The sequence below is a fragment of the Ruegeria sp. CL7 genome, from assembly GCF_056536445.1.
The window spans coordinates 15,394-41,298 of sequence record NZ_JBQFPQ010000009.1 but is presented as its reverse complement, the minus strand read 5'-3'; the positions used below and the strand labels follow the sequence as shown (position 1 = coordinate 41,298).

Sequence of the window (25,905 nt, the reverse complement as noted above, 5' to 3'; positions counted from 1 at the left end):
AAACGGAGGAAAACGCAATGAATCGTCCGACTGATCCGCATACGCTGACACAGGCTGCGACGCCTGTCGGAACTCATGCAGGCTATATGCCTGGCTTTGGAAATGACTTTGAAACCGAGGCCCTGCCCGAGGCCCTGCCGCAAGGCATGAACAGCCCGCAACGGTGCAACTATGGTCTTTACGGAGAGCAGCTGAGCGGCACCGCCTTTACCGCCAACCCGCCCGAGCGCACCTGGTGCTATCGAATTCGCCCATCGGTAAAGCACTCACACCGTTATGAAAAAATCGATCTTCCCTACTGGAAATCGGCCCCCTGCATTGATCCGGATGTAATCAGCCTTGGACAATACCGCTGGGATCCTATCCCGCATTCCGATGAAGGTCTGAACTGGATGACGGGTATGCGGACCATGACGACCGCAGGTGACGTGAACACGCAGGTCGGCATGGCAAGCCACATCTATCTGGTCACGGAATCCATGGTGGATGACTATTTCTTTTCGGCTGATTCCGAATTGCTGGTTGTGCCACAGGAAGGACGCCTGCGATTTGCGACGGAATTGGGAATCATCGACCTGGAACCCAAGGAGATCGCTATCATTCCACGCGGTTTGCTGTACCGGGTCGAGGTACTGGAAGGCCCTGCGCGCGGCTTTGTCTGCGAGAATTACGGTCAGAAGTTTGAACTGCCGGGTCGCGGACCAATCGGTGCCAACTGCATGGCCAACCCGCGCGACTTCAAGGCGCCGGTGGCCGCTTATGAGGATCGTGAAACCCCTTCTACCGTGACAATCAAATGGTGCGGGCAATTCCACACAACCAAGATCGGCCACAGCCCGCTGGATGTCGTGGCATGGCACGGCAACTATGCGCCCTACAAATACGACCTGCGCAACTATTGCCCCGTCGGCGCGATCCTGTTTGACCACCCCGACCCGTCGATCTTTACTGTTCTGACGGCTCCGTCCGGCCAGCCCGGTACGGCCAATATCGACTTTGTCCTGTTCCGTGAACGCTGGATGGTGATGGAAGACACGTTCCGCCCGCCGTGGTACCACAAGAACATCATGTCCGAGCTGATGGGCAACATCTACGGCCAGTACGACGCGAAACCGCAGGGCTTTGTTCCCGGCGGCACAAGCCTACACAACATGATGATCCCACACGGCCCCGACAGGGAGGCCTTCGACAAGGCGTCATACTCGAACCTGGGGCCGGACAAGCTGGACCAGACAATGTCGTTCATGTTCGAAACCCGCTTCCCGCAGCACCTGACCTCGTTTGCCGCCACCGAAGCGCCGTTGCAGGATGACTATATCGACTGCTGGACATCGCTTGAGAAGAAGTTCGACGGAACGCCGGGCAAGAAATGAGCCACCCATCGGTTCAGTTTCATTGCCGTCGTCCTGCCCGCGCTGAACATGCCGGAGTTGAACCGGTTGCCGAGCCAACGTGCCTCGGCAACCGGTGTGCAGTGACGCCTCGTGCATATGACATGCCACAACCGCGGCGGCTTCGTGCTTTTGCTATCGCCGTTCCAAAGCTAAAATCTTCTCGAACCTCTTAGAACACAACAAAATAGGGGCAAGATATGCCTTTGATGACTTCGTGGGTGGCGTCGGCCAATGACGCGACACATCCGTTCCCACTGAACAATTTGCCTTATGGTGTCTTCTCGACCGAAGGTGATGATCCCCGCTGTGGTGTGGCCATCGGTGACATGATCCTCGACGTCACCGCCGCCGAAGCCGAGGGGTTGATCACCCTGAGCGATGAGCCGCTGTTCGACATGCCGTTCTGGAACCCTCTCATGGAGGAAGGCCCAGCCGTCTGGGCGGCCCTGCGTGAGCGGCTGATCAGCCTGCTGGCCGAGGGTTCAGATGAACAAGCCAAGGTCGAACCGCTGCTTGTCAAACAAGAAGATGCGGAAATGCATCTGCCCTTTGCGGTCAGCGAATACACCGATTTCTACGCAGGCCGAAACCATGCCTTCAACGTGGGCACCATGTTCCGGGGGCCGGAAAACGCCCTGCCACCGAACTGGCTGCACATTCCCATTGGTTACAACGGCCGCGCATCTTCGGTCGTGGTATCAGGCACGGATATTCGCCGCCCCTGGGGTCAGTTGAAAGCCCCCGATCAGGACTTGCCCGCCTTCCTGCCCAGTCGCCGTTTTGACATCGAGCTTGAGATGGGCGCGATTGTCGGAACGCCCTCGGATGGTCCGATCACCGTGCAGGAAGCGGATGACAATATCTTCGGTTACGTGCTTCTGAATGACTGGTCCGCGCGCGACATCCAGGCATGGGAATATCAGCCGCTGGGCCCGTTTCAGGCAAAGGCCACGGCAACCTCGATCAGCCCGTGGATCGTGACCAAGGCGGCGCTCGAGCCATTCCGCTGTGACACGCCACCCCGCGAGTTCGAGCTTCTGGATCACCTCAAGGATTGCGGCCCGATGCTCTATGACATCGATCTGGCGGTCACCATGGCACCTGCCGGGCAACCCGCCACGACGATTGCCCGGACCAATTACAACCAGATGTACTATTCCGCTGCGCAGCAATTGGCGCATCACACCACATCAGGATGCCCCATGAACGCGGGCGACCTGCTGGGATCGGGGACCATTTCCGGGCCAACCAAACCTGAACGTGGCTCGTTGCTGGAGCTTAGCTGGGGCGGCAAGGAACCTCTGACATTGGACAGCGGTGAAACCCGCAGCTTCATCGACGATGGCGACACGTTGACCCTTACCGGCGCAGCTCGTGGCGACGGCTACACGATCGGCTTCGGTGAATGTGTCGGCACCGTTTTGCCCGCTCTTGAAAACCCATATTCACGATAAGGAACCCACCATGGCCAAGGCATTCGCGTCCCAGGGGGACATGTCGGAAAAAAAGATCAGCTTTACTGAAGTCGGAGAAGGGCTTTATGCCTTTACCGCCGAAGGCGACCCGAATTCGGGTGTAATCATCGGCGACGACAGCGTGATGATTGTCGAGGCGCAGGCGACTCCGCGTCTGGCAAATAAGGTAATCGAATGCGTGCGTTCCGTCACCGACAAACCGATCACGCATGTGGCCCTGACCCACTACCACGCAGTGCGTGTTCTGGGCGCAAGCGCATTCGGCGCGCAGCAGATCCTGATGTCGGATATGGCCCGCGCCATGGTCGTCGAGCGGGGTCAAGAAGACTGGGACAGCGAATTCCAGCGCTTCCCGCGCCTCTTTGAAGGGCATGAAAGCATCCCTGGCCTGACATGGCCCACCACCACCTTCAGCGATACGATGACGGTGTATCTGGGAAACCGCCGGATCGACCTGATGCATCTGGGCCGCGCGCATACAGCTGGCGATATCGTCATCCATGTGCCGGATCAGAACGTGATGTTCACCGGCGATATCGTCGAATATCACTCGGCCTGCTATTGCGGCGACGGTCATTTTAGCGATTGGGGCGACACGCTGGACGAGATCAAGTGGTTCGACGTCGACGCCATCGCACCGGGGCGCGGTGACGCGCTGGTTGGCAAGGACATGGTGAATGCGGCCATCGAGAACACCCGCGATTTTGTCGAAAGCACATACCGGCCGGCGGCGAAGGTTGCCGCGCGCGGCGGGTCCCTGAAAGAGGCCTGGGACGCAGTCCGCGCTGAATGCGATCCGAAGTTCGCCGACTACGCAATCTACGAGCACTGCCTGCCGTTCAACGTGGCCCGCGCCTATGACGAGGCGCGCGGCATTGACACGCCCCGCATCTGGACCGCCCAGCGCGACCTCGAGATGTGGGAAGCCCTGCAAGGCTGACGAAAAACGGTCGAGTTTGATCCAGATCGTTTTTTGCGGCGGGATTCGATGAAACCATAATCTAAGACCTCCGGCGCCCGTCGTCGGGGGACAGGACATGCAGCACATCGGTGCATCTGTTTCGGGGGGAGCCCATGAACAAGATCTTTGAAACGCCGCTATACGGATATGAACGCAGCCCGGATCAGGACAGCCCGACGCCCGTCAGGCGCAAGGTGATCGTTATCGGTGCGGGGCCGGTTGGTCTGGCCGCCGCCATCGATCTGGCCCAGCAAGGGGTCGAAGTTGTGGTTCTGGACGAGAATGACAAAGTCAGCTTCGGCAGCCGCGCCATCTGTTTTTCTCAGCGCACGCTGGAAATCGCAGACCGGCTGGGTTGCGGCCAGCAATTGGTCGACAAAGGTGTGCTGTGGGACCGGGGCAAGGTCTTTTTCGACGACCGTCAGGTCTATGATTTCAACCTTCAGCCGGACGAAGGTTATGCCAACCCGGCCTTCATAAACTTGCAGCAATACCATTTTGAAAACTTCTTTGTGGAACGCGTGCGCGAGTTGCAGACAGAAGGCGCACCGATTGAAATTCGCGGGCGCAACAAGGTTGACGCAATCGGTACGCACGAAGATCACGTTCGGCTGGAGGTCGAAACCCCCGAAGGCCCTTATACACTCGAGGCCGAATGGCTGATCGCCTGCGATGGTGCCGCGTCCCCCACCCGGCGCATGCTGGGCATCGATTTCGAAGGGCGTGTTTTCGAAGACAATTTCCTGATCGCGGACGTGATCATGGATGCCGATTTCCCCTCGGAACGCTGGTTCTGGTTTGACCCGCCGTTCAATCGCGGGCAATCCGCGCTTTTGCACAAACAACCCGACAATGTCTGGCGTATTGACCTGCAACTGGGTTGGGACATCGACAAGGAACGCGAAAAGCGCCCCGAGAATGTGATCCCGCGCCTCAAGGCGATGCTGGGCGATGACGTCGAGTTTCAGCTGGAGTGGGTCTCGATCTATACGTTCCAGTGTCGCCGCATGGAGAGCTTCCGCAAAGGGCGTGTCCTATTCGCAGGCGACAGCGCGCACCAGGTCAGCCCCTTTGGCGCGCGCGGTGCCAATTCCGGCCTGCAAGACACTGACAACCTGTGCTGGAAACTGAAACTGGTGCTGGATGGGAAAGCCCCCGAAAGCCTGCTGGACAGCTACAACGCGGAACGCGTGCACGGGGCTGATGAGAACATCCAGAAATCCAGCCGCTCCACCGATTTCATCACGCCGAAATCCGAAATGTCGCGGGTTCTGCGGGATGCGGTTCTGGACCTCAGCGAGAAGTACGAATTTGCGCGTCCGTTGGTGAATTCGGGACGCCTGAGTCAACCTTGCACCTATGACGGCTCGACCCTGAATTCTGCCGACGCGCTGGATGGCCCAGCCGAAACGCGCCCCGGCTCGGCCTGCCCGGACGCGCCGCTGGGTGATGCGTTCCTGTTGCCCAAACTGGCAGGCAAATTCACCCTTTTGACGATTGACGCGGATGCCCCGGAGGTGCTGGAAGAAGACGGGGTCGAGGTCACGCGGTTGGCGCTGTCGGTCAAGGATGACCAGACCCTGGCGCTGAAACGTCGCTATCTGGGCGACGCAACCAGCGCGGTTTATCTGATCCGTCCTGATCAGCACGTGGCGGCGCGCCGGGACAGTTATGAAGAAAACAGTTTCCGCCATGCAATCCGCAGAGCCTGTGGTAAGGAGTGAGCGAGATGTCTGACCTGATCCTTTCCCCGAATATCGACGATGCTGACGACTTCTATGCCGAGCTGCTGGCCGCGCATGAAGGGCTTGAAAAAGCCGACAGTGACGCGCTGAACGCCCGACTGGTTCTGGTGCTGGCCAATCACATCGGCGACAAGGCGGTGTTGTCTGACGCTATTCGCGCCGCCACCCTGGCCGACACGTGACGGATTCGAATGTGAGCAAAACCGTCCTTTATGACTATTGGCGGTCCTCGGCCAGCTATCGGGTGCGGATCGCCCTGAATCTGGCCGGGATCGACTATCGCGCGGTTGTCGTCGACCTGGTGGGCGGCGAACACAAGGGCGATGCACATATTGCGCGAAATCCACAAGGGTTGGTTCCGGTGCTGGATATTGACGGGCAGCGGCTGACTCAGTCTCTGGCCATTCTCGACTATCTGGACAAGACACGTGAATTGAACCTTCTGCCCGACGATGCAGCAGGGCGCGCGCGCGTGCAGGCGCTGGCCTATGCGATTGCGGTGGACATTCACCCTGTTTGCAACCTTTCAGTTGCTCGCCATGCGACCACCCTCAGCAAAGATCCGACCGACATGCCCGGAGAGTGGATGCGGCACTTCATCCGGCCGGGGTTGCAGGCCTTCGAGACCATGTTGGGTGAGTTTGAACAAACCCCCTATTGCGTTGGTTCACAGCCCGGCCTCGCCGACATCTGCCTGATCCCGCAGATCTACAATGCACGCCGGTGGAAGGTCGACTTGTCGGACATGCCGCGTCTGCTGGGTGTCGAAAAGGCCTGTGCCGATCACCCCGCATTTGTCGCGGCGCATCCTGACAGGCACGCACCCCAATAAGCTTGCACAGGTCCTGTGTGCCGGTGTGCCTAGGCGTTCGTCGCAATCGGACTTAGCTTTGTTTCATCAAAGCAAAAGAGGTTCTGATGCCCGAGATCACCGGATACCACGCCCATGTCTATTTCGACGCCGATACGCAGCACACGGCGCAACAGGTCTGCGAAGAGGCCGCCCGTCTGTTCCCCGTCCGGATGGGGCGCATGCATAGCCGCAATGTTGGCCCCCACCCGCGCTGGAGCTGCCAGTTGAGCTTTGCCGCTGATGCCTTCGATCAGGTCACTCCGTGGTTGATGCTGAACCGGCGAGGTCTTACCGTTTTCACCCACCCGGAAACCGGCGACCATCTGGCCGATCACCGCGATCGCGCGATTTGGATGGGTGAAATGCTGGATCTGGACCTGTCGATCTTTGACACGCTTCAGCCCAGCGCCCGCGCCTGATCCCGCAGAACGAATTTCTGCACCTTGCCGGTTGAAGTCTTCGGCAGGGTGCCAAACACCACGGTCTTGGGCGCTTTGAAATGGGCCATGTTGTCCCGGCAAAAGGCAATCAGCTCTGCCTCGGTCGCGGTTGTACCAGGCTTCAGCTCGACAAAGGCACAGGGGGTTTCGCCCCATTTCTCGTCTGGCCGGGCCACAACCGCCGCTTCCATTACTGCCGGGTGTTTGTAGAGAATGCCCTCGACCTCGACGGAGGAGATGTTCTCGCCACCTGAAATGATGATGTCCTTGGACCGGTCTTTGAGCGCGATATAGCCATCCGGATGCATGACGCCCAAATCGCCGGATGCAAACCAGCCGCCCTTGAAGGCCCCATCGGTGGCATCAGGGTTCTTGAGATACCCTTTCATCACCACGTTGCCCTGCATAAAGATCTCGCCCATGGTTTCGCCATCCGCGGGCACGGGCTCCATCGTTTCGGGATCGGCCACCATCAGGCCAGACAGTGCCGTATACCGCACGCCCTGCCGTACTTTAAGGGCAGCACGGTCTTCGGGTCCCTTGTCGTTCCATTCATCCTTCCAGGCACAAACGACCGAGGGCCCGTAAGTCTCGGTCAGGCCATAAACGTGCGTGACTTCGACCCCCATCGCCTCCATCGCTTCGATCACGGCGGCCGGCGGCGGAGCACCAGCGGTCATCACCTTGATCTGATGGTCAAAGTCTTTCAGTTCATCCGGCGCGTGGGCCAGCATGTTCAAAACGATAGGAGCACCGCAGAAATGGGTGACCTTCTCGTCGCGGAATGCCGCATAGATCGGCTCGGCACGCACGGCGCGCAGACAGACGGACACGCCCGCATTGGCGGCCATGGCCCAGGGGAAGCACCAGCCGTTGCAGTGAAACATCGGCAAGGTCCACAGATAGATCGAATGCTTGGGCATGTCCCAGTCCAGCAAATCCGATTGTGCATTCAGGGTGGCGCCGCGGTGGTGATAAACCACGCCCTTGGGATTGCCCGTTGTGCCGGACGTATAGTTCAGGGTGATCGCGTCCCATTCGTCCTCGGGCAGTGACCAATCAAATTCCAGGTCGCCCCCTGATATCAGGGCGTCATAGGTCAGGCTGCCAAGCCTTTCACCGCCTTCAAAGCTGGGATCCTCGATGTCGATTACCAGAATATCATGATCAACCTGCTCCAGCGCCTCCTTCACGACGCCGGAAAACTCGGGGTCAACCAACAACGCCTTGGTTTCGGCGTGGTTCAGGATGAAAGCGACTATCGAAGCATCCAGACGCGTGTTGATGGCATTCAAAACGGCGCCCGCCATGGGCACACCAAAATGCGCTTCGTACATCTCGGGGATGTTTGCGGCGATAATTGATACGGTATCTCCCTTTCCGATACCCCGCGCATTCAGGGCCCCCGCCAGCCGGCGGCACCGGGCATAGGTTTCAGCCCAGGTATACCGCCGCTCACCATAAACGACCGACGAGTAATCGGGATAAACCTGCGCCGTGCGCTCAATGAAGGAGAGGGGCGACAAGGGTGTGTAATTCGCCCGGCATTTGTCCAAATGACGCTCATAGATATTGGTCGCTGCCAACTGCTGATCCTCCCTGCACTCGGTTTGCGCGACTTGAGCATAAACTTGGTGCTCTGACAAATCCGTAGTATTACGGTCCCCTTATTGACTGGCAATACGGGATGGTGCGATCTGGCCCTACTTAGATCCGGCCATTCGCGGTGATCTGAAGTATCTTAAACATATGCCGGGGCACGCCATCTCCGCACCCCGTGCACCGCACCTCACTGAAAGGACTTGTCATGGACGGCACGTTCAACGAAAACGATCTTTCCCGCGTGGTCGAAGCCGACCGCGCCCATATCTGGCACCATCTGATTCAGCATAAACCCTTTGAAACCAATGATCCCCGCATCATTGTCGAAGGCAAAGGCATGCGCGTCTGGGACCAGAAAGGCAAAGAGCATCTGGATGCGGTTTCCGGCGGCGTCTGGACTGTGAACGTCGGCTATGGCCGCGAATCGATTTGCAAGGCCGTTTACGACCAGCTGATGAAACTGTGCTATTTCGCCAATACCGCAGGCTCGATCCCCGGCTCCATCTTCGCTGAAAAACTGATCGACAAGATGCCCGGCATGAGCCGCGTGTATTACACCAATTCGGGCTCTGAAGCGAACGAGAAGGCGTTCAAGATGGTGCGCCAGATCGCGCACAAGAAGTACGGCGGCAAGAAGACCAAGATTCTGTATCGCGACCGCGACTATCACGGTTCGACTCTGGCAACCATGTCGGCAGGCGGTCAGGACGAGCGCACCGCTCAATACGGACCTTTTGCACCTGATTTCGTCCGCGTGCCGCACTGCATGGAATACCGCAAGCACGAGCTGGATGGCGCACCGGAAGAGAACTTCGGCGAATGGGCCGCAGATCAGATCGAACAGGTCATCCTGCGCGAAGGTCCCGACACCGTTGGCGCGCTGTGCCTTGAGCCAGTGACCGCAGGTGGCGGCGTGATCGAAGCGCCCGAAGGATACTGGCAGCGCGTGCAGGAGATCTGCAAGAAATACGACGTGCTGCTGCATATCGACGAGGTTGTCTGCGGCGTGGGCCGCACCGGCACATGGTTCGGTTATCAGCAATACGGCATCAAGCCGGATTTCGTGACCATGGCCAAAGGCGTCGCCTCGGGCTATGCCGCGATTGCCTGCATGGTCACCACCGAGGAAGTCTTTGACATGTTCAAGGAGAATGCTTCGGACCCGATGAGCTATTTCCGCGACATCTCGACCTTTGGTGGCTGCACTGCCGGTCCGGCGGCTGCGATCGAAAACATGCGCATCATCGAGGATGAAAACCTGCTGGGCAATTGCGCGGCCATGGGTGACCGCATGATGGGCAACCTTCAGGCGCTGATGGAAAAGCACAAGGTTATTGGCGACGTGCGCGGCAAGGGCCTGTTCCTGGGTGCCGAGCTGGTCGCAGACCGTGGTTCTAAAGAGCCGGTGGACGAGAAACTGGCGCAGGCGGTTGTGGCCGACTGTATGAACCAGGGCGTGATCATCGGCGTCACCAACCGCTCGATCCCAAGCCGCAACAACACGCTGTGCTTCTCGCCCGCCCTGATCGCCACGGCGGATGACATCGACCAGATCACCGACGCGGTCGATGGCGCGCTGGGGCGTGTGTTCGGATAAGTTACCTTAACGGAACCTATGAAAACCGGCGCTAAAATGCGCCGGTTTTTTCGCTCGCATGGCATCTACGCGGACTTTCCTGCCATTCCTCTAATTTCTCAGACTTCTGAGAATTCGTTGATAGAACGCGCCGTTTGCATCTTCAGCGGTAGGTTCGTTGATCAATTCCCAATCCAAATCCAGTGGTCCAGCCGGAACTAGTTGCCGCGCGATCTCGGCTGGTGTGGTTTCATCGCTGGTTCCGCTCTCCCAATCGTGAAAAGCCGATGAGTATCGAACGACCGCCCCGCTGGTGGGCAAATCGAGCGAACCTCCCTCGGCAAAAAACGTCAACCCGTCACCCATTTCTTCCCCTATGAGCTTGAGCCTAGGTCCCAATCGATGTTTGAGGATGGCGACAAAAACTATCGCAGCCGAAAACGTGAATTTATCGACAAGCACAACAACCTGCCTGCTTGCGTTTTCAGAGATGGCGTCGATCAAGGGCATCGTTTTAAGAAAGTCGCCACCGGTGTTTCCACGAATATCAATCAAGAGCGTTTTTTCCGAGCAAACGCGTACTTGTTCTGCTGCACCTGAGATGGCTTTCGGCAGCGCACCTTCTCCTGAATCGAGAAAACTGGGCAACAGTATCGAAAGCCCAAGTCCCCGCCAGCCCTTAGTCTCCACAAGTCTCTCGGGTGTCCAAGCCGGATCGGCCCGGCCATGCTCGTTTCTCGGGTAGAGCGTTGATGCAGGAACCGTATGACTGTTTTCCACTTTGAATTCGGATATCTGACCGTTCTCGTCTTGCACGCGATACTCGGTCGTTTCGTCTTTTGAGGAAAAACCGAGACGAGCCAAAGCATAGGGCCACACCAGTATAATCGATCCGATTACCCGTTTCCTTTGGCGCGTTCCTGCCAGAAATGTTCCTGAAGCGGCTTCGATTCGGCTTAACGGTGTACCGTTGACTGCAACCAGCTTTCCTCTGGGCGCAGTTGTTTCTGGTGCCTTACCAACTAACTGGATGGCAGTTCCGATGCTCACGAATCTCAGCGGGAGCACCGAGATGGCATCATTCGGAATCAGCCGTGTGTGCCCGTTGTCGGGAAGTGCCAGTAGGCGCATTGTTGAAAACAGAAAGGCCTCTTTTAGACCTTCTGAAGCGTATCTTCGGGCATCACTAATGCAACTGTCTATCGCCGTCTGTTCGATCCGCCGAAAGCTGGGATCACGTGGCAAGGCAGTTTCTAAAACTTGCTCAAAGTCTTGTACCAGCGACATAGTTTAAGGTGCGCACGACTGCCGGACGATGTCCAGAGTGTGCTTAACACCGACGTCCAATCCATGGAAAACAAAAAAGCCGCCCCAAATGGGACGGCCTTTCTTTCACTGTCTCTCGAAAGAGGATCAGGCAGCCAGAGCGGCCTGAGCTTTGGCGACGATCGCGCCGAACGCTTCCGGTTCGTGCACGGCCAAATCAGCCAGAACTTTGCGGTCCACTTCGATACCGGCCAGGTTCAGGCCATTGATGAAGCGGGAATATGTCAGTGCTTCGTCATGCGAACGGACAGCAGCATTGATACGCTGGATCCACAGCGCGCGGAAGTTGCGCTTGCGGTTCTTACGGTCGCGGGTTGCATACTGGTTCGCCTTGTCGACGGCCTGACGGGCAACCTTGAAGGTGCTCTTGCGGCGGCCATAGTAACCTTTGGCGGCCTTGATGACCTTCTTGTGACGGGCGTGAGTTACGGTTCCACCTTTAACGCGGGACATCTCTTAATCTCCTCTTAGCGGTCGTAGGGCATGTAGCCCTTGACGATCTTGGCGTCGGGGGCGGACAGGGTGGTGTTGCCACGGGCGTCGCGGATGAATTTCTTGGTCCGCTTGATCATGCCGTGCCGTTTGCCGGCCTGGCCAGCAAGGACCTTACCGGTCGCAGTCACCTTGAAGCGCTTTTTGGCGCTCGACTTGGTCTTCATCTTAGGCATTTCCGTCTCCTTTTTCGGGTTCGGTTCCAGACGCGACTCGGCATGCCATCTCGGCCGGTCACGCGATCAGAAGCGCCGTTTACGCAAGTTCGGTCATACTGGCAAGGGGGTTTGGATCAGATTCTGCGCTTTTTGCCGGCTGATCGGGCACTGGGGCGACAAAGGCCGCCCCAGTGATTGGGTTTAGTGTTCGAATTTCCGGATTTCACCGGTTTTCAGGCGCTCGGAATACGAAGCCAGCTCCTGACGCACCACTTTCATCAGGAAGTAGAGCGCAAAGACGTTGACCACCGCCATCGCAAAGATCGCCGCATCCGAGAAGTCGATGACCGGGCCAAGGTTGGCTGCGGCACCGATGACGACGAAGATGCAGAAGATGATCTTGAACACCAGCTCTTTGGTGTGACCCTCACCAAACAGGTAGGTCCAGGCCTTGAGGCCATAGTAGGACCAGCTGATCATGGTCGAGAAGGCAAACAGGATCACCGCAACCGCCAGGATATACGGGAAGAAACCGAACGCGCTGCCGAAGGCGGCAGAAGTCAGGCTGACACCCGAGTTGCCGTCAACAGTGGCAATCGCCGTGCCGGCCTCATTCAGCATGTAGTTTCCGGTTTCCGGATCGATGATCAATTGCTGGGTGATGATGATGACCAGAGCGGTCATTGTGCAGATCACCACTGTGTCGATGAACGGTTCCAGCAAGGAAACGAAGCCTTCCGTGATCGGTTCCTTGGTCCGAACAGCCGAGTGCGCAATCGCTGCCGAGCCAACACCCGCTTCGTTCGAAAACGCCGCACGTTTGAAGCCCTGGATCAACGCCCCGACCATGCCGCCTGCAACACCCAGACCGGTGAAGGCGCCGGCGAAGATCTGACCAAAGGCCCAGCCGATCATATCCGCATTCATCAAGATGATGACCAGAGCGGTCAGAACGTAGAGAACGCCCATGAACGGCACCACCTTCTCGGTCACCCGTGCGATAGACTTCAAGCCGCCGACGATGACCATGAAAACAACCGCTGCGAAGACCAGCCCGGTAATCCAGCCCGGATAGTCACCCACGATTCCCGCGATCTGCTGATGCGCCTGATTGGCCTGGAACATGTTGCCCCCACCCAGCGCGCCAAGGATACAGAAGATCGAGAACAAAACCGCAAGGATCTTGCCGCCCGGCAAGCCCAGTTCGTTGAACCCTTTGGACATATAGTACATCGGGCCACCCGAAACGGTGCCATCTTCGTACTCGTTGCGGTATTTCACGCCCAGCGTACATTCGGTGAATTTCGACGCCATCCCCAGAAGACCGGCCAGGATCATCCAGAAGGTTGCGCCCGGTCCGCCGATGCCGACGGCGACGGCAACACCCGCGATATTCCCCAGACCGACTGTTCCGGACAGCGCCGTGGCCAGAGCCTGAAAATGGCTGACCTCGCCTGCATCATTGGGGTCGGAATAGTCACCTTTGACAAGACTGATTGCGTGGCCAAAAAACCGCATCTGCACAAAAGCAAAATACAGCGTGAAGACCGTCGCAGCGATCACCAGCCACATCACGATCCATGGGAAGCTGGTCCCGGGGAATGGCGCGAAGATGAAGCTGACGAATGGACCGGTCAGATCAGCGAATGTCTGATTGATTTTTTCATCAAGCCCCGGAGCATCTTGCGCAAAGGCAGGGCTGGCGACAATGGCGGCTGCCATCGAGGCGCCGAGTTGTTTGAGCATTCTCATTTTGTCCCTCCCTTCAGTTCACAACCGTGACCGGAACATCGGCATGCATCACAAGGTTCTGGGTCGAGCTGCCGAAGATACGTTTCTTGATCCCGTCCGCCGAAGACCGGCCGACAACGATCTGCGAGCCGCCCATTTCCATTGTAATGGCGTTCAAGGTCTCGGCCACGTCGCCGTGGCGAACAACACCGTGCGCTTCAAAACCAGCCTCTCTGAGGGCCTCAACGGCAGGTGTCACGATACGTGACGTCGCCAGATCAACCTCTTCTTCCCGTCGCTTGTGACGCTGTGCGTTTTCTTCCGGTGTCTGAAAGGTGTAAGGGGACCATTCGATCACATAAGCGACCACCAGTTCACACGACCCGATCAACTTTGCCAAATCCTTGGCAAAGGCAATCACGCGCTCACCGGTCTCTGTCCCGTCGAGTCCTATGACAATCTTTGTTGTCATGTCGTTCCTCCATTATTTTTCATTTGGCCGAGGCCCGTGCCCCCGGCAGGGCAGCCGGAACTTGGAACTTTCAATAAGACCACCCTTTGGTAAGTATCAGGAATTTTCACTAGGAATTGGGGATTTTTTTGGTCTATATTCAGTGGAAATTGTCGTTTTGCACTAAAATAACAGGAAGTTTTACTGATTAGTAGAGAATTGGACAATATCGATCAACGCATCCTGCACGAGCTTGAGGCCAATGGCCGGCTCTCAATAGTTGAGCTTGCGGCGCGCGTAAACCTTACGAATACGCCCTGTTCCGAACGTGTGAAACGGCTGGAAAAGAACGGCTATATCAAGGGCTATAGCGCCATCGTCGACAAAGAGAGAATGGGCCTGGCCCTTCTGACCGTCGTACAGGTGTCGTTGACCGCAACGGCCGAGCAATCCCTGGAAAAATTCAACGAGGCCGTACGCGATGTGCCGGAAATCGAAAGCTGCCTGATGGTGGCAGGGTCGTTCGATTATCTTTTGACTGTCCGCACCCGCGATATCGCGCATTTCCGGATGATACTGGGCGAGAAAATCAACAAGCTGCCCGGGATTCACCAAACCAGCTCATTCACGGTCATGGAGGCCGTGAAAGAGCCGGTTGGTCAACGGGTGTCCGGGCTTTGATACCCGTTCTGGTTATTCGGGATCCGTGCTGTAGATCAGTCGCTCGTCACAAGGTGCCACGCGCAGAATGTTGGTGGTACCCGGTACGTTGAACGGCACCCCGGCGGTGACAACGATCTGGTCAGTTTCAGTTGCAAAGCCCCCTGCCCTTGCGGCGCGCGCTGCGTTTACAACCGCGCTTTTGAACCGTTCAAGCTCGGGCGTCATGACGCAGTTGCAACCCCAGCTCAGGCAGAGTCTGCGCGCCGTTCCCATCAGCGACGTCATCGCGATAATCGGAACACCGGGACGTTCGCGCGCGGTCAATGCGGCTGTCGTGCCACTTTGCGTAAAGCAGCAGATCGCTTTGATATCGGTTTTCTCGGCTATTTCACGCGCGGCGGCAACGATCCCGTCCGCAACGGTGGTTCCCTTGGCGGTACGCGAGGCTGCGATGATCTGTGTATACGTCGGGTCGGCTTCGACTTCGATGGCAACCTTGTTCATCGTCTGCACCGCTTCGATCGGATAGGCACCGGCAGCCGATTCCGCGCTGAGCATGATGGCATCAGTGCCTTCGTAGATCGCCGTCGCAACGTCCGACACTTCGGCACGGGTCGGCATCGGGCTTTCGATCATGCTTTCCAGCATCTGTGTGGCGACGATGACGGGCTTGGCTGCCCCACGGCATTTACGGACCAGTCGTTTCTGGATCGGAGGCACGGCAGACACGGGCAGTTCCACACCCAGGTCGCCGCGTGCCACCATGATCCCGTCCGACGCATCAAGGATGTCGTCAAACGCCTCAACTGCCGCAGGCTTTTCAATCTTGGACAGGATCGCTGCGCGACCATCCGCAAGCGCGCGAGCCTCGAAAACGTCCTTGGCGCGCTGCACGAAGCTCAGCGCCAACCAGTCCACACCCAGTTGGCAGACAAACTCCAGATCCTCTCGGTCCTTGGCCGACAAAGCCGCCAGCGGCAGCACCACATCAGGAACGTTGACACCCTTGCGGTTCGAGATCGTGCCACCCACCTCGACCGTGCAATTTGCAAAATCCTGCCCACAGTCCTGAACGATCAGTCGGATCTTGCCGTCATTCACCAGCAGGCGCGCGCCCGGCTCAAGCGCCGCAAAAATCTCGGGATGCGGCAGGCAGACACGTTTGGTGTCGCCCGCAGCAGGGTCGAGGTCGAGCCGGAAGGACGCACCTTCTTCCAGCTCCTCTGCTTCATTGGCAAAGACACCAACGCGCAGCTTGGGCCCCTGAAGGTCGGCCAGAATGGCAATCGGGCTGTCCAGATCCTTTTCCACCTGCCGAATGATCTTGTGCCGTTCGCGGATCTCATCATGGCTGCCATGGCTCATGTTCAGACGAAAGACATCCGCGCCAGCCTCGTGCAGGGCACGAATTGTGTCATAGTCATTTGACGCTGGCCCCAGCGTCGCCACGATTTTCACATTTCTCAGGCGTCGCATTGGCATAGACCTCCTTACGTCATCTCAAGTTTGCAGATCAGATTTCGCGAAATGTTACCGCAAACATCATTTCGATGCTTATTGCGCAATTCCCTTTCCAAAGCAACTGCCCTACATCTGCGGCAAACAAGATGACAGGCTCATGACATACACTCCATTTTTCGTCCACGGTGCGGATCGCCCGTCTCGCTGGCTGATTACATGCGACCATGCAACCAACACTGTTCCCCCAGACGTAAATGGTGGCGACCTCGGCCTGCCGCGCGAGGATATGGAACGCCACATCGCCTATGATGTGGGCGCGTATGAGGTGTCTAAACACTTGGGCGAGATCCTGAACGCACCGGTGATTGCCGCCAACTTCTCGCGGTTGGTCATCGACCCTAACCGGGGTGAAGACGATCCCACGCTGTTGATGAAGCTCTATGACGGGTCAATCATCCCCGGAAATCGCCATGCAGATGATGACGAACGCGAGCGTCGCCTGAATATGTGCTACCGCCCTTACCACGAGGCACTGGCACAAATGGCGGCCCTGCCCCATGCTGTGATTGTTTCGATGCATTCCTTTACGCGCCAGCTGCGCGGTCGTGAGCCCCGCCCATGGCACATTGGCGTGCTGCACACCTCGGACGAGCGGTTCTCTGGCCCGCTGATCGAAAGGCTTCAGGCCGAGGAAGATCTGTGCGTTGGCGTCAACGAGCCGTATACCGGAGTTCTGCCGGGGGATGCGATCGACAAACACTGTACCGCGTTCGGACGCCCCAACGCACTGATCGAGCTGCGCAACGACTTGATCGCAGACCATACGGGTCAAAGGGAATGGGCCGAGCGGTTGGCGGTAATCCTGCAGGACGCATTGGAAGCCAGCGACCTTTGACCGCAAGTCCTGCGCATGCTTTTCCGCGCATCACGCTGTTGTGAGCACGGCCTTCATTTCCCATATCAACGGGGAAAGGGGGTCATCATGACACAAGAGTTTTTGACGATGTTTTTTGGTTGGATGGCCGTGCTCAATATCGCGGTGCTTCTGTTTACCACCCTAATGGTTCTGCTTTTGCAGGATTGGATTGCCGGCATTCACGGCAGGATGTTTCGGATGGAACGCCCGGATGTGAAACGCGCCTATTTCAGGTATCTTGCGAACTACAAAATCCTGACGCTGGTTTTCTGCATCGTGCCGTGGCTGGCTTTGAAACTGATGTGAAAAGGCGCTTCGGCACGTCCGTTTCTTGTAACGGGTCCACTGGATTGTTAGGTCAGAAGCAACTCAATCGCCATCCGGAGCCAGATCATGGACAAGCAAACCGAAATTGAACTTCAGGCTGCCGCATTTCGCCGGTTGCAAAAGCACCTGATGGAAGACCGCACGGACGTTCAGAACATCGACATGATGAACCTCGCCGGGTTTTGTCGCAACTGCCTGTCGCGCTGGTATCAGGAAGCGGCAAACGAAAAGGGAATCGAACTGGGCAAGGATGAAGCCCGCGAGATTTTCTACGGCATGACGATGGATGAATGGAAATCGAAATATCAAACCGAGGCCAGCCCCGAGAAACAGGCCGCCTTCAAGGTTGCGTTCGAAGAAAACGTCGGCACGAAAGACTGACAGCTCAGAGCTCATGCTCTGAAACCTGATTTGCCGGCCTTTTGTGATTAGAGTATTCCGCGACGAATCCCTCGTTGGAGCGGGATCGGAAGCGATGAAAGCAGCGAGATTTACGGACGCACAGAAGGCGTTTGTTTTGACGCAGGTCGAAGAAGGCAAGACGGTTGCCGAAGTGTGCTGAGAAGCTGGGATCAGCTCGGCAATCTACTTCAAATGGAAGAAGAAGTATGCGGGGATGTTGCCATCCGACATGCGGCGGTTGCGAAAGCTTGAAGGCGAGAACGGCCGTCTGAAACGCATCGTGGCCGAACTGACGCTGGATCGGGAGATGTTGCAGGACGTCATCAAGCGAAAGCTCTGAGGCCGGATCGGAAGCGCCAGCTTATCGACGGTGTTCGGGAAGACTGGCGAGTGTCTGTCAAACGCGCCTGCAAGGTGTTGCGGTTCGACAGATCGACCTGCCAGTATGTTTCCCGGCGCACCGATCCGGCCGTCCTGAATCGGCGTATCAAGGAGATCTGCGAGACCCGTGTTCGCTATGGATACAGGCGTGTGCACTATCTGTTGCGCCCGGAGGGTTGGCCAGCCAACATCAAGAAAGTCCACAGGATTTACCACGCAATGAGGCTGCAATTACGGAACAAATCACCAAAACGGCGGGTGAAAGCCAAGCTGAAAGAGGATCGTTCGGATGCCGTGAGGCCCAATGATGTGTGGGTCATGCCTTGCCCGATAGGCGATTGCGCAAGTGCAATCTGCCGAAAGGGACTTCGTTCATGATCAGCTTGCGACTGGCCGCAAGCTACGTATTCTGACCGTGGTCGATACGTTCTCGCGCGTCTCACCCGTCATTGCCCCAAGGTTCAGCTAAAAGGGCGAAAACGTTGTTGTCACGCTGGATCGAGTGTGTCGGCAGATCGGATTCCCAGCGACGATACGGGGGGACAACGGCAGCGATTTCATCTCTCGGGACTTTTGGATCTATGGGCCTACCACAACGGTGTTACGCTCGACTTCTCCCGCCCTGGCAAACCGACCGACAATGCTTTCATCGAAGCGTTCAACTCAAAGTTCAGGGCAGAATGCCTGAACACGCATTGGTTCCTGTCGCTGGCAGATGCTTGCGAAAAGATGGAGGAATGGCGTAGATACGACAACGAAGAAAGACCGCACAGCACCATCGGGAACATCCCACCGGCAATGCTGGCAAACCCACATGGCGATACCAGCCCGCCATGCTGAGACAAGGTGGAAGACTCTATGCCCAAGTGGCAGAAGGTTGGGTATCAGAGCAACTTACAGAACGAGCGATGAGTTGCACGAACTTCTGAGTTGAACGAACTGCTGAATCGGGTTGTTGTTTCATACGACCATGGAGCCAAGAACCGCATCCTGGACATGCAGGGCGCTTTGATCACTATGCCCAAAAAAGCAAAACCCGCTGATGAGGCGGGCCTTGATTCCGACGACTGTTCGCTAAAGTTGGTTGCGGGAGCGGGATTTGGCCTTCATCGAACAACCGTGCTTCGAAGAAAAGCCAAGTAGACTACATCTAAGAGCACAATCTGAGGCTCCGAGGCAACCCAAGTGTCGAAAGTCTCCCAGCGACCAACCAGAAACTGTTCTTCGCAATAAAGTAATCCAGCGTTCTAATAAATTCGAAACCGCAGGTAAGCTGCAAAAATTGCAAAAAGTATAGCTACAGTCCAAGGGTTCTTTGGCTCAGCTGTCAATTCTCTCGATCTGATTTGGCTCACTAAGTATAGGGCCACTCGAAAAGGAAGTCACACCGCTAACTTTGGATCAACGAATTACATGAACCGAGCACCTGGCGTGGTGCACGACTCTGTTCGCAGTGGAACCTAAAAATATGTCCTCAAAACCAGGCTTGTGCGAAGCCAAGACGATGCAATCCGCGTCGCTCTCATTTGCGAAGTCGACAATAGCCCTACCCGCGTGCCCAGAGATGAGCCGAGCCTTCGCGCCTGGAATTTCAGAAGCAGTCTGATGCAGGTTTTCTAGGATTTCATGCCGCGTATTGGCAAGTACTTCGCTGGGAATCTGAGACCCCACGTAAGCCGGAATTGGCTCTTGGACGTGTATCACGGTAAATACAGCGTCCGCATCAGCCAATTGGCGCGCGGCCTCAAACGACGCTTGTGTGTCGTATTCTTGGTCCAGAGCAACCGGGATCAGGATATTCTTGTACATTTGACCTCCTATCTACTGCACCGATGACTTCAATTTGGTTCCTCGGCAGCAGGAAACCTACACAGGCTCAGACTTTGAAGATTTCCCCGCGCTCTTTGTAGCGGCTACAACATCATCAACTGTTTTCTCAACAGCTTCAGCTTCGGTTTCAGCGACATAAGATGCACAACGGGACACGGTTTCGAACCATTCCTGCGCGTCAGCAACCAACCGCTCAGCCGAATGGCGCTGCCATTCCGCCATGCTCTGAAGAGCTTTCGATGGATCGGACGGGTTCGCGGAAGACACATTGCGTGCAGCTTGTAGAGCCGTCCGGACCGCCTCATGACGCCGTTCGAACCAATGCTGCGCAAAGGCCTCTGTTTCTTCGAGCAATTTTTCTTGCGCGTCCCAAAATTGTTCGATCTGGGCACCGAAGGCCGGATTGCCAGACATGGGCGGCTGCATTTGCTTGAAAACATCCAAAAGTGAGGTCGGGTTATTTGTGTTGGGTTTCTTTGTCGACATCGAAAACTCCTCCTCATCTACCGAATGAGTTATTGTGCCACCTACGGCGCGCTTTCGCCTTAATACAGATCAATATCCCTTATTTTTAGTACCCTCGGCATAGGCTACAACGGGACACTCGCATTCTCTCCGACATCGGTTCCTAGAGGGCAGTGTTGGAGTTAGAGTAGTCTAGACAAGAACTTAACGCTTGGTTTTCTATGCACATTGCCGGCTTTCTGATTACCCTTGGTGTCCTCTTCCTTGCCGGATTGGCGGCCGACCAACTTGGCCGGGCCACGCATCTTCCTCGTGTTACAACCTTACTTTTCCTCGGTCTGATCGCCGGGAACGCCGGAATGGGGTTGATCCCACTCGACATTGCAATGTGGTTCGACGAGATATCCATTGTAGCCTTGACGATGGTCGCGTTCCTTCTTGGAGGATCTTTGACATGCGAGAACCTGGTACGGCATGGCCGAGCCATTCTGACGATTTCGATTTCAATCGTGGTTGCAACCCTTGTTATTGTGTCTGCTGGATTGACCGCAATTGGCGTACCCTTCGGGTTGGCGTTGGTGCTGGCGGCAATTTCTACGGCTACTGCTCCGGCCGCCATGACAGACGTGATCAAACAATCTGGGGTGTCCAACAGCTTCACCGAGACATTAAAGGGCATAGTCGCAATTGATGACGCTTGGGGTCTGATCGTTTTCAGCGTCGCATTGGTTCTGGCCGGTCATTCGGACGGTTGGGCCACCATCACGACCACAGCGATGTGGGATTTCGGAGGGGCTATTTTGTTGGGTTCCGCGCTAGGCGTGCCATCCGCTTACCTCACCGGTCGCTTGAAGCCGGGAGAGCCAATGCAGGCAGAAGCAATGGGTATCGTCTTTCTTACAGCGGGCCTCGCGCTTTGGCTGGAGGTTTCATTCTTGGTAGCAGGCATGGTTGCGGGCGCAGTTATTGGGAATCTTGCCCGCCATCACGACCGAACTTTTCATGAGATCGAGCACATTCAGTGGCCGTTCATGATTTTGTTCTTCCTACTAGCTGGCGCCACGCTGGATATTGAAGCCTTCGGCTTGATGGGCTGGGCTGGTGCTCTTTTCCTATTCTTGCGCGCCGTCGCCCGCCTCGTCGGGGGTTATTGCGGAGCGAGACTTGGCGGCCTGCCTAGCCGTCAGACCCGCTGGTACGGCCCAGCTTTGTTACCACAGGCCGGTGTCGCGGTAGGAATGGCCCTCGTCGCCGGAGAGCAATTTCCACATTGGGCCTCGTCGATCATGGCCTTTACTCTAGCCAGTACTGTGGCCTTCGAGGTGTTGGGGCCGCCATTGACTCTCATGTCAATCAGACGAACGGCTGACACCGATGAGCAGATTGGTCAGTAACTATTCAGACTGGATCGATTCAAGAAAGGCGAGCAAATTCGCCAACGGCAGGCCTACCATCATAGGTTGCCCATTAGGCAGAGCCACCGCGATTTGTTGGTCTGTCTCAAACACCGTGCCAAAGATTGGCATTTCGCCCCCATGGGCGAGCAATTGTGAACGACCATCAATCTGTTCAGCTATGCGAACTATCGGAAACACACCGTCGTTTTCGCCCGCCAATTTGGTAAGGTCGGGTGTTCGAATAGCCAGCATTTCGGCCATTGGCCCGTCTCCGGTCGCTTCGAAGCCGTGACATTGCCAGCAATACGTCCGGTACAAATCACTTCCCTCACTGACGCTGACTTCCTGCGCTAGTGCAGGCCCCGTGACTAACAGTGCCAGTAAAATCCCTCGATAAACCTGCATATTCTCCTCCAAATCGCTGCCACAAATGAAGATCCCATTAAACAGTATAGCTAAGGAACGTCTTTGACCTTGCTCATGTTGTCCGCACCAGCGGGAACATTGGCGTTTCAGTCGAATAGCGATTGAGCACGCGCCTAATCTAATCCAGGCAGGCATCCAACTACGCCACTTCGTCATTGACCTCACCACCCTTGCGCTTAGACGGCACTCCTTCCAATGCGTTCAAATGCCAACGAATTCGCCAGAGGTGATAGGACACGCGATGTAACCATCTGAGGGCATCCAAGCGAGCCCAGACCACGTCGTCCGGCAGACTGTCAGTCGCAGCGTCGGAGATTAGCAAGTCTCTGCGAAGTTTCCTCTGTCGTCGCAGAAAACGGCGAACGCGATTCAGCGTGATTTCACACTGCGCTGGATTGTTGATTTCCAAATAGCCATCAGTCGCTGCAATCGCCACTGAAGCAAGCCGTTTCAAGCGCGGGTCTTTCGGCAACTCGCCTATCCGATCATCTTGGCTACACCGGTAAAGCAGCCGATCAAGATGATCGAGCACATGGTACATACCCTTGATGCTGGATATCTCTGCGTCGGACCTGCTGGGCAGTTCTATCTTGTCTAGGTACGAGCGCGCTTCAGATACAGCAGTCTCAATGCTGTCCCGTCCATAATCGGGTCCGCTTGGCTGAGATGCCCCGATACATGACCGAAGGTGCGCCACTTCGGCCCTTACAATGTGTTCGACTGCAACTTTTGCTGCGTCCACAGCTATTTCCGGCATCCCGAGGACGAGAGGATCCAAAGATCTCGTTAACTCAGCCCCTCTGTCGGGTACGAGCGCCTCGACAAATCTGGCGAAGGGTTTCGCGAACGGCAGGATCAGCGCCACGCCTATGGCGTTGAAGAAACTATGGAACGCGACAAGCGCAGTCAGAGAGTTTTCAGCCCCCGTCCCGCTTACAAAGACCGCAGTAAACGGCCCCAGCAGGAAAAATGCCATTGCCCCTGTCATCACGTTGTAGATTACATGAGCAAAACCGGTGCGGCGCGCCATCGTGCCCCCGCCAAAGGTGGCCAGAACAGCGGTGACGGTTGTCCCCACGTCCATTCCAATGACGAGAGCCGCCGCTTGAGGGAAGTTCACAGCACCGGCGCTTAACGCAGCCAACGCCGTTGCAACACCAGCACTCGAAGACTGCGTCACCATCGTGATAAGGACGCCGATCAATACAAGCTTCAGCCTGCCTAGCAATGTATCTGGCGGAAAATCGGCAGGAGTAACTACGCCGCGAAACGCGTCAAGCCCGGACTTGAGTTGCTCGATCCCAATGAAAATCAAACTGAACCCGGCCAACGCCAGCCCAAGGCCGGAAACCGCTTTTCTTCCCGAAAGCGCCAGCAAAGCCCCAATAAAAACAACTGGCAACATCACTTGCCCCAAGTCTAGCCTGAACCCCAAGAGCGCGACGAGCCAACCTGTCATGGTCGTTCCGATATTGGCCCCAAAGATGATCCCAAGCGCTTGGGGAAACGTGAGCAGACCAGACGCGACAAATCCGACGGCCGCAACGGTGGTCGCACTGGAAGACTGGATTGCAGCTGTCGTGACCGCGCCTGTTACGGCCCCGGTAAACGGTGTCGACGTGAACCGGCCCAAAATATCTCGCAGTCGCGCCCCTGCCAAAGCCTTCAATCCGTCCGTCATCAACAGCATTCCGACAAGGAACAGGCCGATGCCGCCCAAGGCTGGTAACAGGTTCCAGAACATCACGAATTGCTTTCCACCCTAAATCTCACACCGCCTAACATGTTTGCTTTGCATTTAAGTCCGACGACAAACGACAGTTGGTTTGCATTCAGACTCGCAGACCCGACGCCGCGAGTTGATTGACATAGATCAAAGCACCAACATGAATTACATAGTGAAATTCGAATGTTTCAACATATTCTACGTTCACCGTCCTGTCCCCAAGTAAACACAAAGGTGAATGGAATTTTGAAGGAGTGGAAGTTCCACCCACGGGGGCTCGGCAGGAGTGATGGCGAGCCCCCAGTTAGTTGATTGGCGCCCAATGCGCCCAGACGTTGAGACACAAGGCATTCGGTGCGGCTTTGACCATAGGATTAAGCCGCTGCGCCAATCGAGACAAAAAGAGAAGGACGCCACTGACGACGTTCGGAATGGGCAGTTGGCGGAAATCACTTATGAACTCTGTTGATCCAAACGAACAGAAACTCAGACGGGCCCTTACTACCCCGTTGCTCACGCTTTATGGCCTTGGGGTAACGGTCGGAGCGGGCATTTACGTTTTAGTCGGTGCAACAGCAGACATTGCCGGACCGTTTGCGGCGCTGTCGTTCGTTGTAGCTGCGCTCGTCGTATCACTCACCGCGCTTTCGTATGCGGAACTCGCAACTCGATTTCCTGTCAGCGCAGGTGAAGCAGCCTACGTTGAGGCGGGATTTCGGAAAAACTGGGTGGCGGTTTTCGTTGGTCTTGCGGTGGCAGCCTCGGGCGTTATCTCCGCTTCTGCCGTTGCAATTGGCGCAGCATCATACCTTCACGCTTTGACCGGTTTTGCGATCCCTATTTTGACTATCAGTGTTGTTTTGATCATGGGTCTAATCGCGCTTTGGGGGATCACTGAATCGGTCTTTGTTGCGGCTGTCATCACGATCATCGAGATCGCAGGTCTTCTTTTTGTGATTGGCTGGGGCATGTCGATCCAAGATCCGCAGGGATACGGGATCAGTTCGATGCTTCCCCCGCTTGAACTCGACGCGTGGAAAGGCATTTTCGCTGCATCACTTCTTGCCTTCTTTGCATTTGTTGGCTTCGAGGACATGGCCAATGTCGCGGAAGAGGTTAAAGACCCTGTGCGCACCATCCCAAAAGCGATTTTGCTAACGCTCATTCTAGCGACCGTGTTGTATCTAGGAACCTCAATGACGGTTCTACTTGTTGTTCCGATCGATGTCCTTTCGACGTCCGCAGCACCCCTCGCGCTTGTGTTTTCAAACGCCCCTGAGGTGATTAAACAGGGCTTTTCCGCGGTCGCCATTGTGGCGACAGTCAATGGAGTACTGATCCAGATGATTATGGCCTCGCGGGTGATCTACGGACTAGCTGACCGTGACCATTTGCCGAAGGTTCTGGCGATAGTCCCTAAAGCAACGCAGACACCATTAGTTGCTACTTTGCTGGTCGTGGCGATCATCGTACTGCTTACTCAAACTATACCGATTGGTACTCTGGCAGAGCGCACATCCCAGATCGTTTTGGGCGTCTTTGTGCTTGTCAACATTTCGCTGATCCTGCTGAAGATGCAGCCGGACGAGGCCGCCAAGCACTTCCGCGTTCCTCTTGTGGTACCGATCCTTGGCGTGATCACCAGTGCATTGCTTTTCGGATCTGGATTTCTCTAACTAGACAAAACGACCCAAAAGCCTCAACGAG

The 25,905-nt window shown here is 56.3% G+C and carries 25 protein-coding genes and 1 pseudogene; 15 read left to right on the top strand and 11 right to left on the bottom strand.

Going from position 1 to position 25,905, the window contains the following annotated elements; translation table 11 throughout:
- Window positions 1–17 precede the first annotated feature (17 nt).
- The 7 genes from hmgA (at window position 18) to ACR0LI_RS17675 (ending at window position 6,847) form a co-directional block, all read left to right on the top strand.
- Window positions 18–1,373, top strand: coding sequence for a homogentisate 1,2-dioxygenase (gene hmgA, locus ACR0LI_RS17705; protein ID WP_171232726.1), 1,356 nt, complete (start codon window positions 18–20; stop codon window positions 1,371–1,373).
- Window positions 1,374–1,591: 218 nt separating this feature from the next.
- Window positions 1,592–2,848, top strand: coding sequence for a fumarylacetoacetase (gene fahA / locus ACR0LI_RS17700; RefSeq protein ID WP_480718951.1), 1,257 nt, complete (start codon window positions 1,592–1,594; stop codon window positions 2,846–2,848).
- Window positions 2,849–2,858: 10 nt separating this feature from the next.
- The gene (locus ACR0LI_RS17695; RefSeq protein ID WP_039541551.1) at window positions 2,859–3,809 is read left to right on the top strand and encodes an MBL fold metallo-hydrolase; all 951 of its coding nucleotides are present in this window, start codon (window positions 2,859–2,861) and stop codon (window positions 3,807–3,809) included.
- Between the two features lie 134 nt (window positions 3,810–3,943).
- Window positions 3,944–5,554, top strand: coding sequence for an FAD-dependent oxidoreductase (locus ACR0LI_RS17690; RefSeq protein WP_171637659.1), 1,611 nt, complete (start codon window positions 3,944–3,946; stop codon window positions 5,552–5,554).
- A gap of 5 nt (window positions 5,555–5,559) precedes the next feature.
- Complete coding sequence (locus tag ACR0LI_RS17685; protein WP_171637661.1) at window positions 5,560–5,757, top strand: DUF2783 domain-containing protein; 198 nt, start codon at window positions 5,560–5,562, stop codon at window positions 5,755–5,757.
- Between the two features lie 11 nt (window positions 5,758–5,768).
- Complete coding sequence (gene maiA / locus ACR0LI_RS17680; RefSeq protein WP_171120367.1) at window positions 5,769–6,407, top strand: maleylacetoacetate isomerase; 639 nt, start codon at window positions 5,769–5,771, stop codon at window positions 6,405–6,407.
- Between the two features lie 86 nt (window positions 6,408–6,493).
- A complete protein-coding gene (locus tag ACR0LI_RS17675; protein WP_152457005.1) occupies window positions 6,494–6,847 on the top strand; it encodes a DOPA 4,5-dioxygenase family protein in 354 nt (117 codons plus the stop codon).
- Here ACR0LI_RS17675 and ACR0LI_RS17670 read toward each other — a convergent pair.
- Window positions 6,826–8,454 carry an acyl-CoA synthetase gene (locus tag ACR0LI_RS17670; RefSeq protein WP_480718950.1) on the bottom strand — a complete coding sequence of 543 codons (1,629 nt, stop codon included), beginning with the start codon at window positions 8,452–8,454 and terminating at the stop codon, window positions 6,826–6,828. The two genes, ACR0LI_RS17675 and ACR0LI_RS17670, sit on opposite strands and share 22 nt — an antisense overlap.
- Window positions 8,455–8,675: 221 nt before the next feature.
- Between ACR0LI_RS17670 and ACR0LI_RS17665 the strand changes: the two genes are divergently transcribed.
- Entirely contained in the window at window positions 8,676–10,067 is a 1,392-nt protein-coding gene (locus ACR0LI_RS17665) for an aminotransferase family protein (RefSeq protein ID WP_480718949.1), read from the top strand.
- A gap of 90 nt (window positions 10,068–10,157) precedes the next feature.
- Here ACR0LI_RS17665 and ACR0LI_RS17660 read toward each other — a convergent pair whose 3' ends face one another.
- The 5 genes from ACR0LI_RS17660 to ACR0LI_RS17640 all read right to left on the bottom strand — a co-directional run bounded on the left by ACR0LI_RS17660 (window position 10,158) and on the right by ACR0LI_RS17640 (window position 14,225).
- The gene (locus ACR0LI_RS17660) at window positions 10,158–11,333 is read right to left on the bottom strand and encodes a S41 family peptidase (RefSeq protein WP_480621577.1); all 1,176 of its coding nucleotides are present in this window, start codon (window positions 11,331–11,333) and stop codon (window positions 10,158–10,160) included.
- A 126-nt stretch (window positions 11,334–11,459) separates the two neighbouring features.
- A complete protein-coding gene (gene rplT / locus ACR0LI_RS17655; RefSeq protein ID WP_008756009.1) occupies window positions 11,460–11,825 on the bottom strand; it encodes a 50S ribosomal protein L20 in 366 nt (121 codons plus the stop codon).
- A gap of 14 nt (window positions 11,826–11,839) precedes the next feature.
- Complete coding sequence (gene rpmI / locus ACR0LI_RS17650) at window positions 11,840–12,040, bottom strand: 50S ribosomal protein L35 (protein WP_010443552.1); 201 nt, start codon at window positions 12,038–12,040, stop codon at window positions 11,840–11,842.
- Between the two features lie 183 nt (window positions 12,041–12,223).
- Window positions 12,224–13,774 (bottom strand): alanine/glycine:cation symporter family protein, encoded by a 1,551-nt coding sequence (locus ACR0LI_RS17645; protein ID WP_171724813.1) that lies wholly within the window; start codon window positions 13,772–13,774, stop codon window positions 12,224–12,226.
- A gap of 13 nt (window positions 13,775–13,787) precedes the next feature.
- The gene (locus tag ACR0LI_RS17640) at window positions 13,788–14,225 is read right to left on the bottom strand and encodes a universal stress protein (protein WP_171724812.1); all 438 of its coding nucleotides are present in this window, start codon (window positions 14,223–14,225) and stop codon (window positions 13,788–13,790) included.
- A 198-nt stretch (window positions 14,226–14,423) separates the two neighbouring features.
- Here ACR0LI_RS17640 and ACR0LI_RS17635 point away from each other — a divergent pair, with 198 nt between their 5' ends.
- Window positions 14,424–14,885 (top strand): Lrp/AsnC family transcriptional regulator, encoded by a 462-nt coding sequence (locus ACR0LI_RS17635; protein WP_245218193.1) that lies wholly within the window; start codon window positions 14,424–14,426, stop codon window positions 14,883–14,885.
- A gap of 12 nt (window positions 14,886–14,897) precedes the next feature.
- On the opposite strand, the gene pyk is transcribed toward ACR0LI_RS17635, so the two are convergent.
- Entirely contained in the window at window positions 14,898–16,343 is a 1,446-nt protein-coding gene (gene pyk, locus ACR0LI_RS17630; RefSeq protein ID WP_171637669.1) for a pyruvate kinase, read from the bottom strand.
- A gap of 142 nt (window positions 16,344–16,485) precedes the next feature.
- Here pyk and ACR0LI_RS17625 point away from each other — a divergent pair, with 142 nt between their 5' ends.
- From ACR0LI_RS17625 to ACR0LI_RS17610, 4 genes and pseudogenes are all read left to right on the top strand, one after another.
- Window positions 16,486–17,223: an N-formylglutamate amidohydrolase gene (locus ACR0LI_RS17625; protein ID WP_171724811.1), complete on the top strand. Its 738-nt coding sequence runs from the start codon at window positions 16,486–16,488 to the stop codon at window positions 17,221–17,223.
- Window positions 17,224–17,310: 87 nt separating this feature from the next.
- Window positions 17,311–17,550: a DUF6868 family protein gene (locus tag ACR0LI_RS17620; RefSeq protein WP_171637671.1), complete on the top strand. Its 240-nt coding sequence runs from the start codon at window positions 17,311–17,313 to the stop codon at window positions 17,548–17,550.
- A gap of 87 nt (window positions 17,551–17,637) precedes the next feature.
- Window positions 17,638–17,952: a DUF1244 domain-containing protein gene (locus ACR0LI_RS17615; RefSeq protein WP_152456994.1), complete on the top strand. Its 315-nt coding sequence runs from the start codon at window positions 17,638–17,640 to the stop codon at window positions 17,950–17,952.
- Window positions 17,953–18,046: 94 nt separating this feature from the next.
- Window positions 18,047–19,194, top strand: a pseudogene (locus ACR0LI_RS17610) (IS3 family transposase).
- A gap of 561 nt (window positions 19,195–19,755) precedes the next feature.
- On the opposite strand, the gene ACR0LI_RS17605 reads toward ACR0LI_RS17610, so the two are convergent.
- Both ACR0LI_RS17605 and ACR0LI_RS17600 read right to left on the bottom strand, forming a co-directional pair.
- Window positions 19,756–20,163: a universal stress protein gene (locus tag ACR0LI_RS17605; RefSeq protein ID WP_171724810.1), complete on the bottom strand. Its 408-nt coding sequence runs from the start codon at window positions 20,161–20,163 to the stop codon at window positions 19,756–19,758.
- Window positions 20,164–20,220: 57 nt separating this feature from the next.
- Window positions 20,221–20,670, bottom strand: a complete 450-nt coding sequence (locus ACR0LI_RS17600) for a phasin family protein (RefSeq protein WP_171724809.1) — start codon at window positions 20,668–20,670, stop codon at window positions 20,221–20,223.
- 200 nt (window positions 20,671–20,870) lie between these two features.
- On the opposite strand from ACR0LI_RS17600, the gene ACR0LI_RS17595 reads away from it, so the two are divergent.
- Window positions 20,871–22,043, top strand: a complete 1,173-nt coding sequence (locus ACR0LI_RS17595; protein ID WP_171724808.1) for a cation:proton antiporter — start codon at window positions 20,871–20,873, stop codon at window positions 22,041–22,043.
- Here ACR0LI_RS17595 and ACR0LI_RS17590 read toward each other — a convergent pair whose 3' ends face one another.
- Both ACR0LI_RS17590 and ACR0LI_RS17585 read right to left on the bottom strand, forming a co-directional pair.
- Window positions 22,044–22,451, bottom strand: a complete 408-nt coding sequence (locus ACR0LI_RS17590) for a c-type cytochrome (protein WP_171724807.1) — start codon at window positions 22,449–22,451, stop codon at window positions 22,044–22,046.
- Between the two features lie 160 nt (window positions 22,452–22,611).
- Complete coding sequence (locus ACR0LI_RS17585) at window positions 22,612–24,216, bottom strand: Na/Pi cotransporter family protein (RefSeq protein WP_171724806.1); 1,605 nt, start codon at window positions 24,214–24,216, stop codon at window positions 22,612–22,614.
- Between the two features lie 437 nt (window positions 24,217–24,653).
- Here ACR0LI_RS17585 and ACR0LI_RS17580 point away from each other — a divergent pair, with 437 nt between their 5' ends.
- A complete protein-coding gene (locus ACR0LI_RS17580; protein WP_171724805.1) occupies window positions 24,654–25,874 on the top strand; it encodes an APC family permease in 1,221 nt (406 codons plus the stop codon).
- Window positions 25,875–25,905 lie beyond the last annotated feature (31 nt).

What these genes read in the sequence shown, in the direction of transcription:
- hmgA (WP_171232726.1), top strand. Translation starts at nt 18, where the DNA reads ATGAATCGTCCGACTGATCCGCATACGCTGACACAGGCTGCGACGCCT.
- fahA (WP_480718951.1), top strand. Translation starts at nt 1,592, where the DNA reads ATGCCTTTGATGACTTCGTGGGTGGCGTCGGCCAATGACGCGACACAT.
- ACR0LI_RS17695 (WP_039541551.1), top strand. Translation starts at nt 2,859, where the DNA reads ATGGCCAAGGCATTCGCGTCCCAGGGGGACATGTCGGAAAAAAAGATC.
- ACR0LI_RS17690 (WP_171637659.1), top strand. Translation starts at nt 3,944, where the DNA reads ATGAACAAGATCTTTGAAACGCCGCTATACGGATATGAACGCAGCCCG.
- ACR0LI_RS17685 (WP_171637661.1), top strand. Translation starts at nt 5,560, where the DNA reads ATGTCTGACCTGATCCTTTCCCCGAATATCGACGATGCTGACGACTTC.
- ACR0LI_RS17675 (WP_152457005.1), top strand. Translation starts at nt 6,494, where the DNA reads ATGCCCGAGATCACCGGATACCACGCCCATGTCTATTTCGACGCCGAT.
- ACR0LI_RS17665 (WP_480718949.1), top strand. Translation starts at nt 8,676, where the DNA reads ATGGACGGCACGTTCAACGAAAACGATCTTTCCCGCGTGGTCGAAGCC.
- ACR0LI_RS17660 (WP_480621577.1), bottom strand. Translation starts at nt 11,333, where the DNA reads ATGTCGCTGGTACAAGACTTTGAGCAAGTTTTAGAAACTGCCTTGCCA.
- rplT (WP_008756009.1), bottom strand. Translation starts at nt 11,825, where the DNA reads ATGTCCCGCGTTAAAGGTGGAACCGTAACTCACGCCCGTCACAAGAAG.
- rpmI (WP_010443552.1), bottom strand. Translation starts at nt 12,040, where the DNA reads ATGCCTAAGATGAAGACCAAGTCGAGCGCCAAAAAGCGCTTCAAGGTG.
- ACR0LI_RS17645 (WP_171724813.1), bottom strand. Translation starts at nt 13,774, where the DNA reads ATGAGAATGCTCAAACAACTCGGCGCCTCGATGGCAGCCGCCATTGTC.
- ACR0LI_RS17640 (WP_171724812.1), bottom strand. Translation starts at nt 14,225, where the DNA reads ATGACAACAAAGATTGTCATAGGACTCGACGGGACAGAGACCGGTGAG.
- pyk (WP_171637669.1), bottom strand. Translation starts at nt 16,343, where the DNA reads ATGCGACGCCTGAGAAATGTGAAAATCGTGGCGACGCTGGGGCCAGCG.
- ACR0LI_RS17625 (WP_171724811.1), top strand. Translation starts at nt 16,486, where the DNA reads ATGACATACACTCCATTTTTCGTCCACGGTGCGGATCGCCCGTCTCGC.
- ACR0LI_RS17620 (WP_171637671.1), top strand. Translation starts at nt 17,311, where the DNA reads ATGACACAAGAGTTTTTGACGATGTTTTTTGGTTGGATGGCCGTGCTC.
- ACR0LI_RS17615 (WP_152456994.1), top strand. Translation starts at nt 17,638, where the DNA reads ATGGACAAGCAAACCGAAATTGAACTTCAGGCTGCCGCATTTCGCCGG.
- ACR0LI_RS17605 (WP_171724810.1), bottom strand. Translation starts at nt 20,163, where the DNA reads ATGTACAAGAATATCCTGATCCCGGTTGCTCTGGACCAAGAATACGAC.
- ACR0LI_RS17600 (WP_171724809.1), bottom strand. Translation starts at nt 20,670, where the DNA reads ATGTCGACAAAGAAACCCAACACAAATAACCCGACCTCACTTTTGGAT.
- ACR0LI_RS17595 (WP_171724808.1), top strand. Translation starts at nt 20,871, where the DNA reads ATGCACATTGCCGGCTTTCTGATTACCCTTGGTGTCCTCTTCCTTGCC.
- ACR0LI_RS17590 (WP_171724807.1), bottom strand. Translation starts at nt 22,451, where the DNA reads ATGCAGGTTTATCGAGGGATTTTACTGGCACTGTTAGTCACGGGGCCT.
- ACR0LI_RS17585 (WP_171724806.1), bottom strand. Translation starts at nt 24,216, where the DNA reads ATGTTCTGGAACCTGTTACCAGCCTTGGGCGGCATCGGCCTGTTCCTT.
- ACR0LI_RS17580 (WP_171724805.1), top strand. Translation starts at nt 24,654, where the DNA reads ATGAACTCTGTTGATCCAAACGAACAGAAACTCAGACGGGCCCTTACT.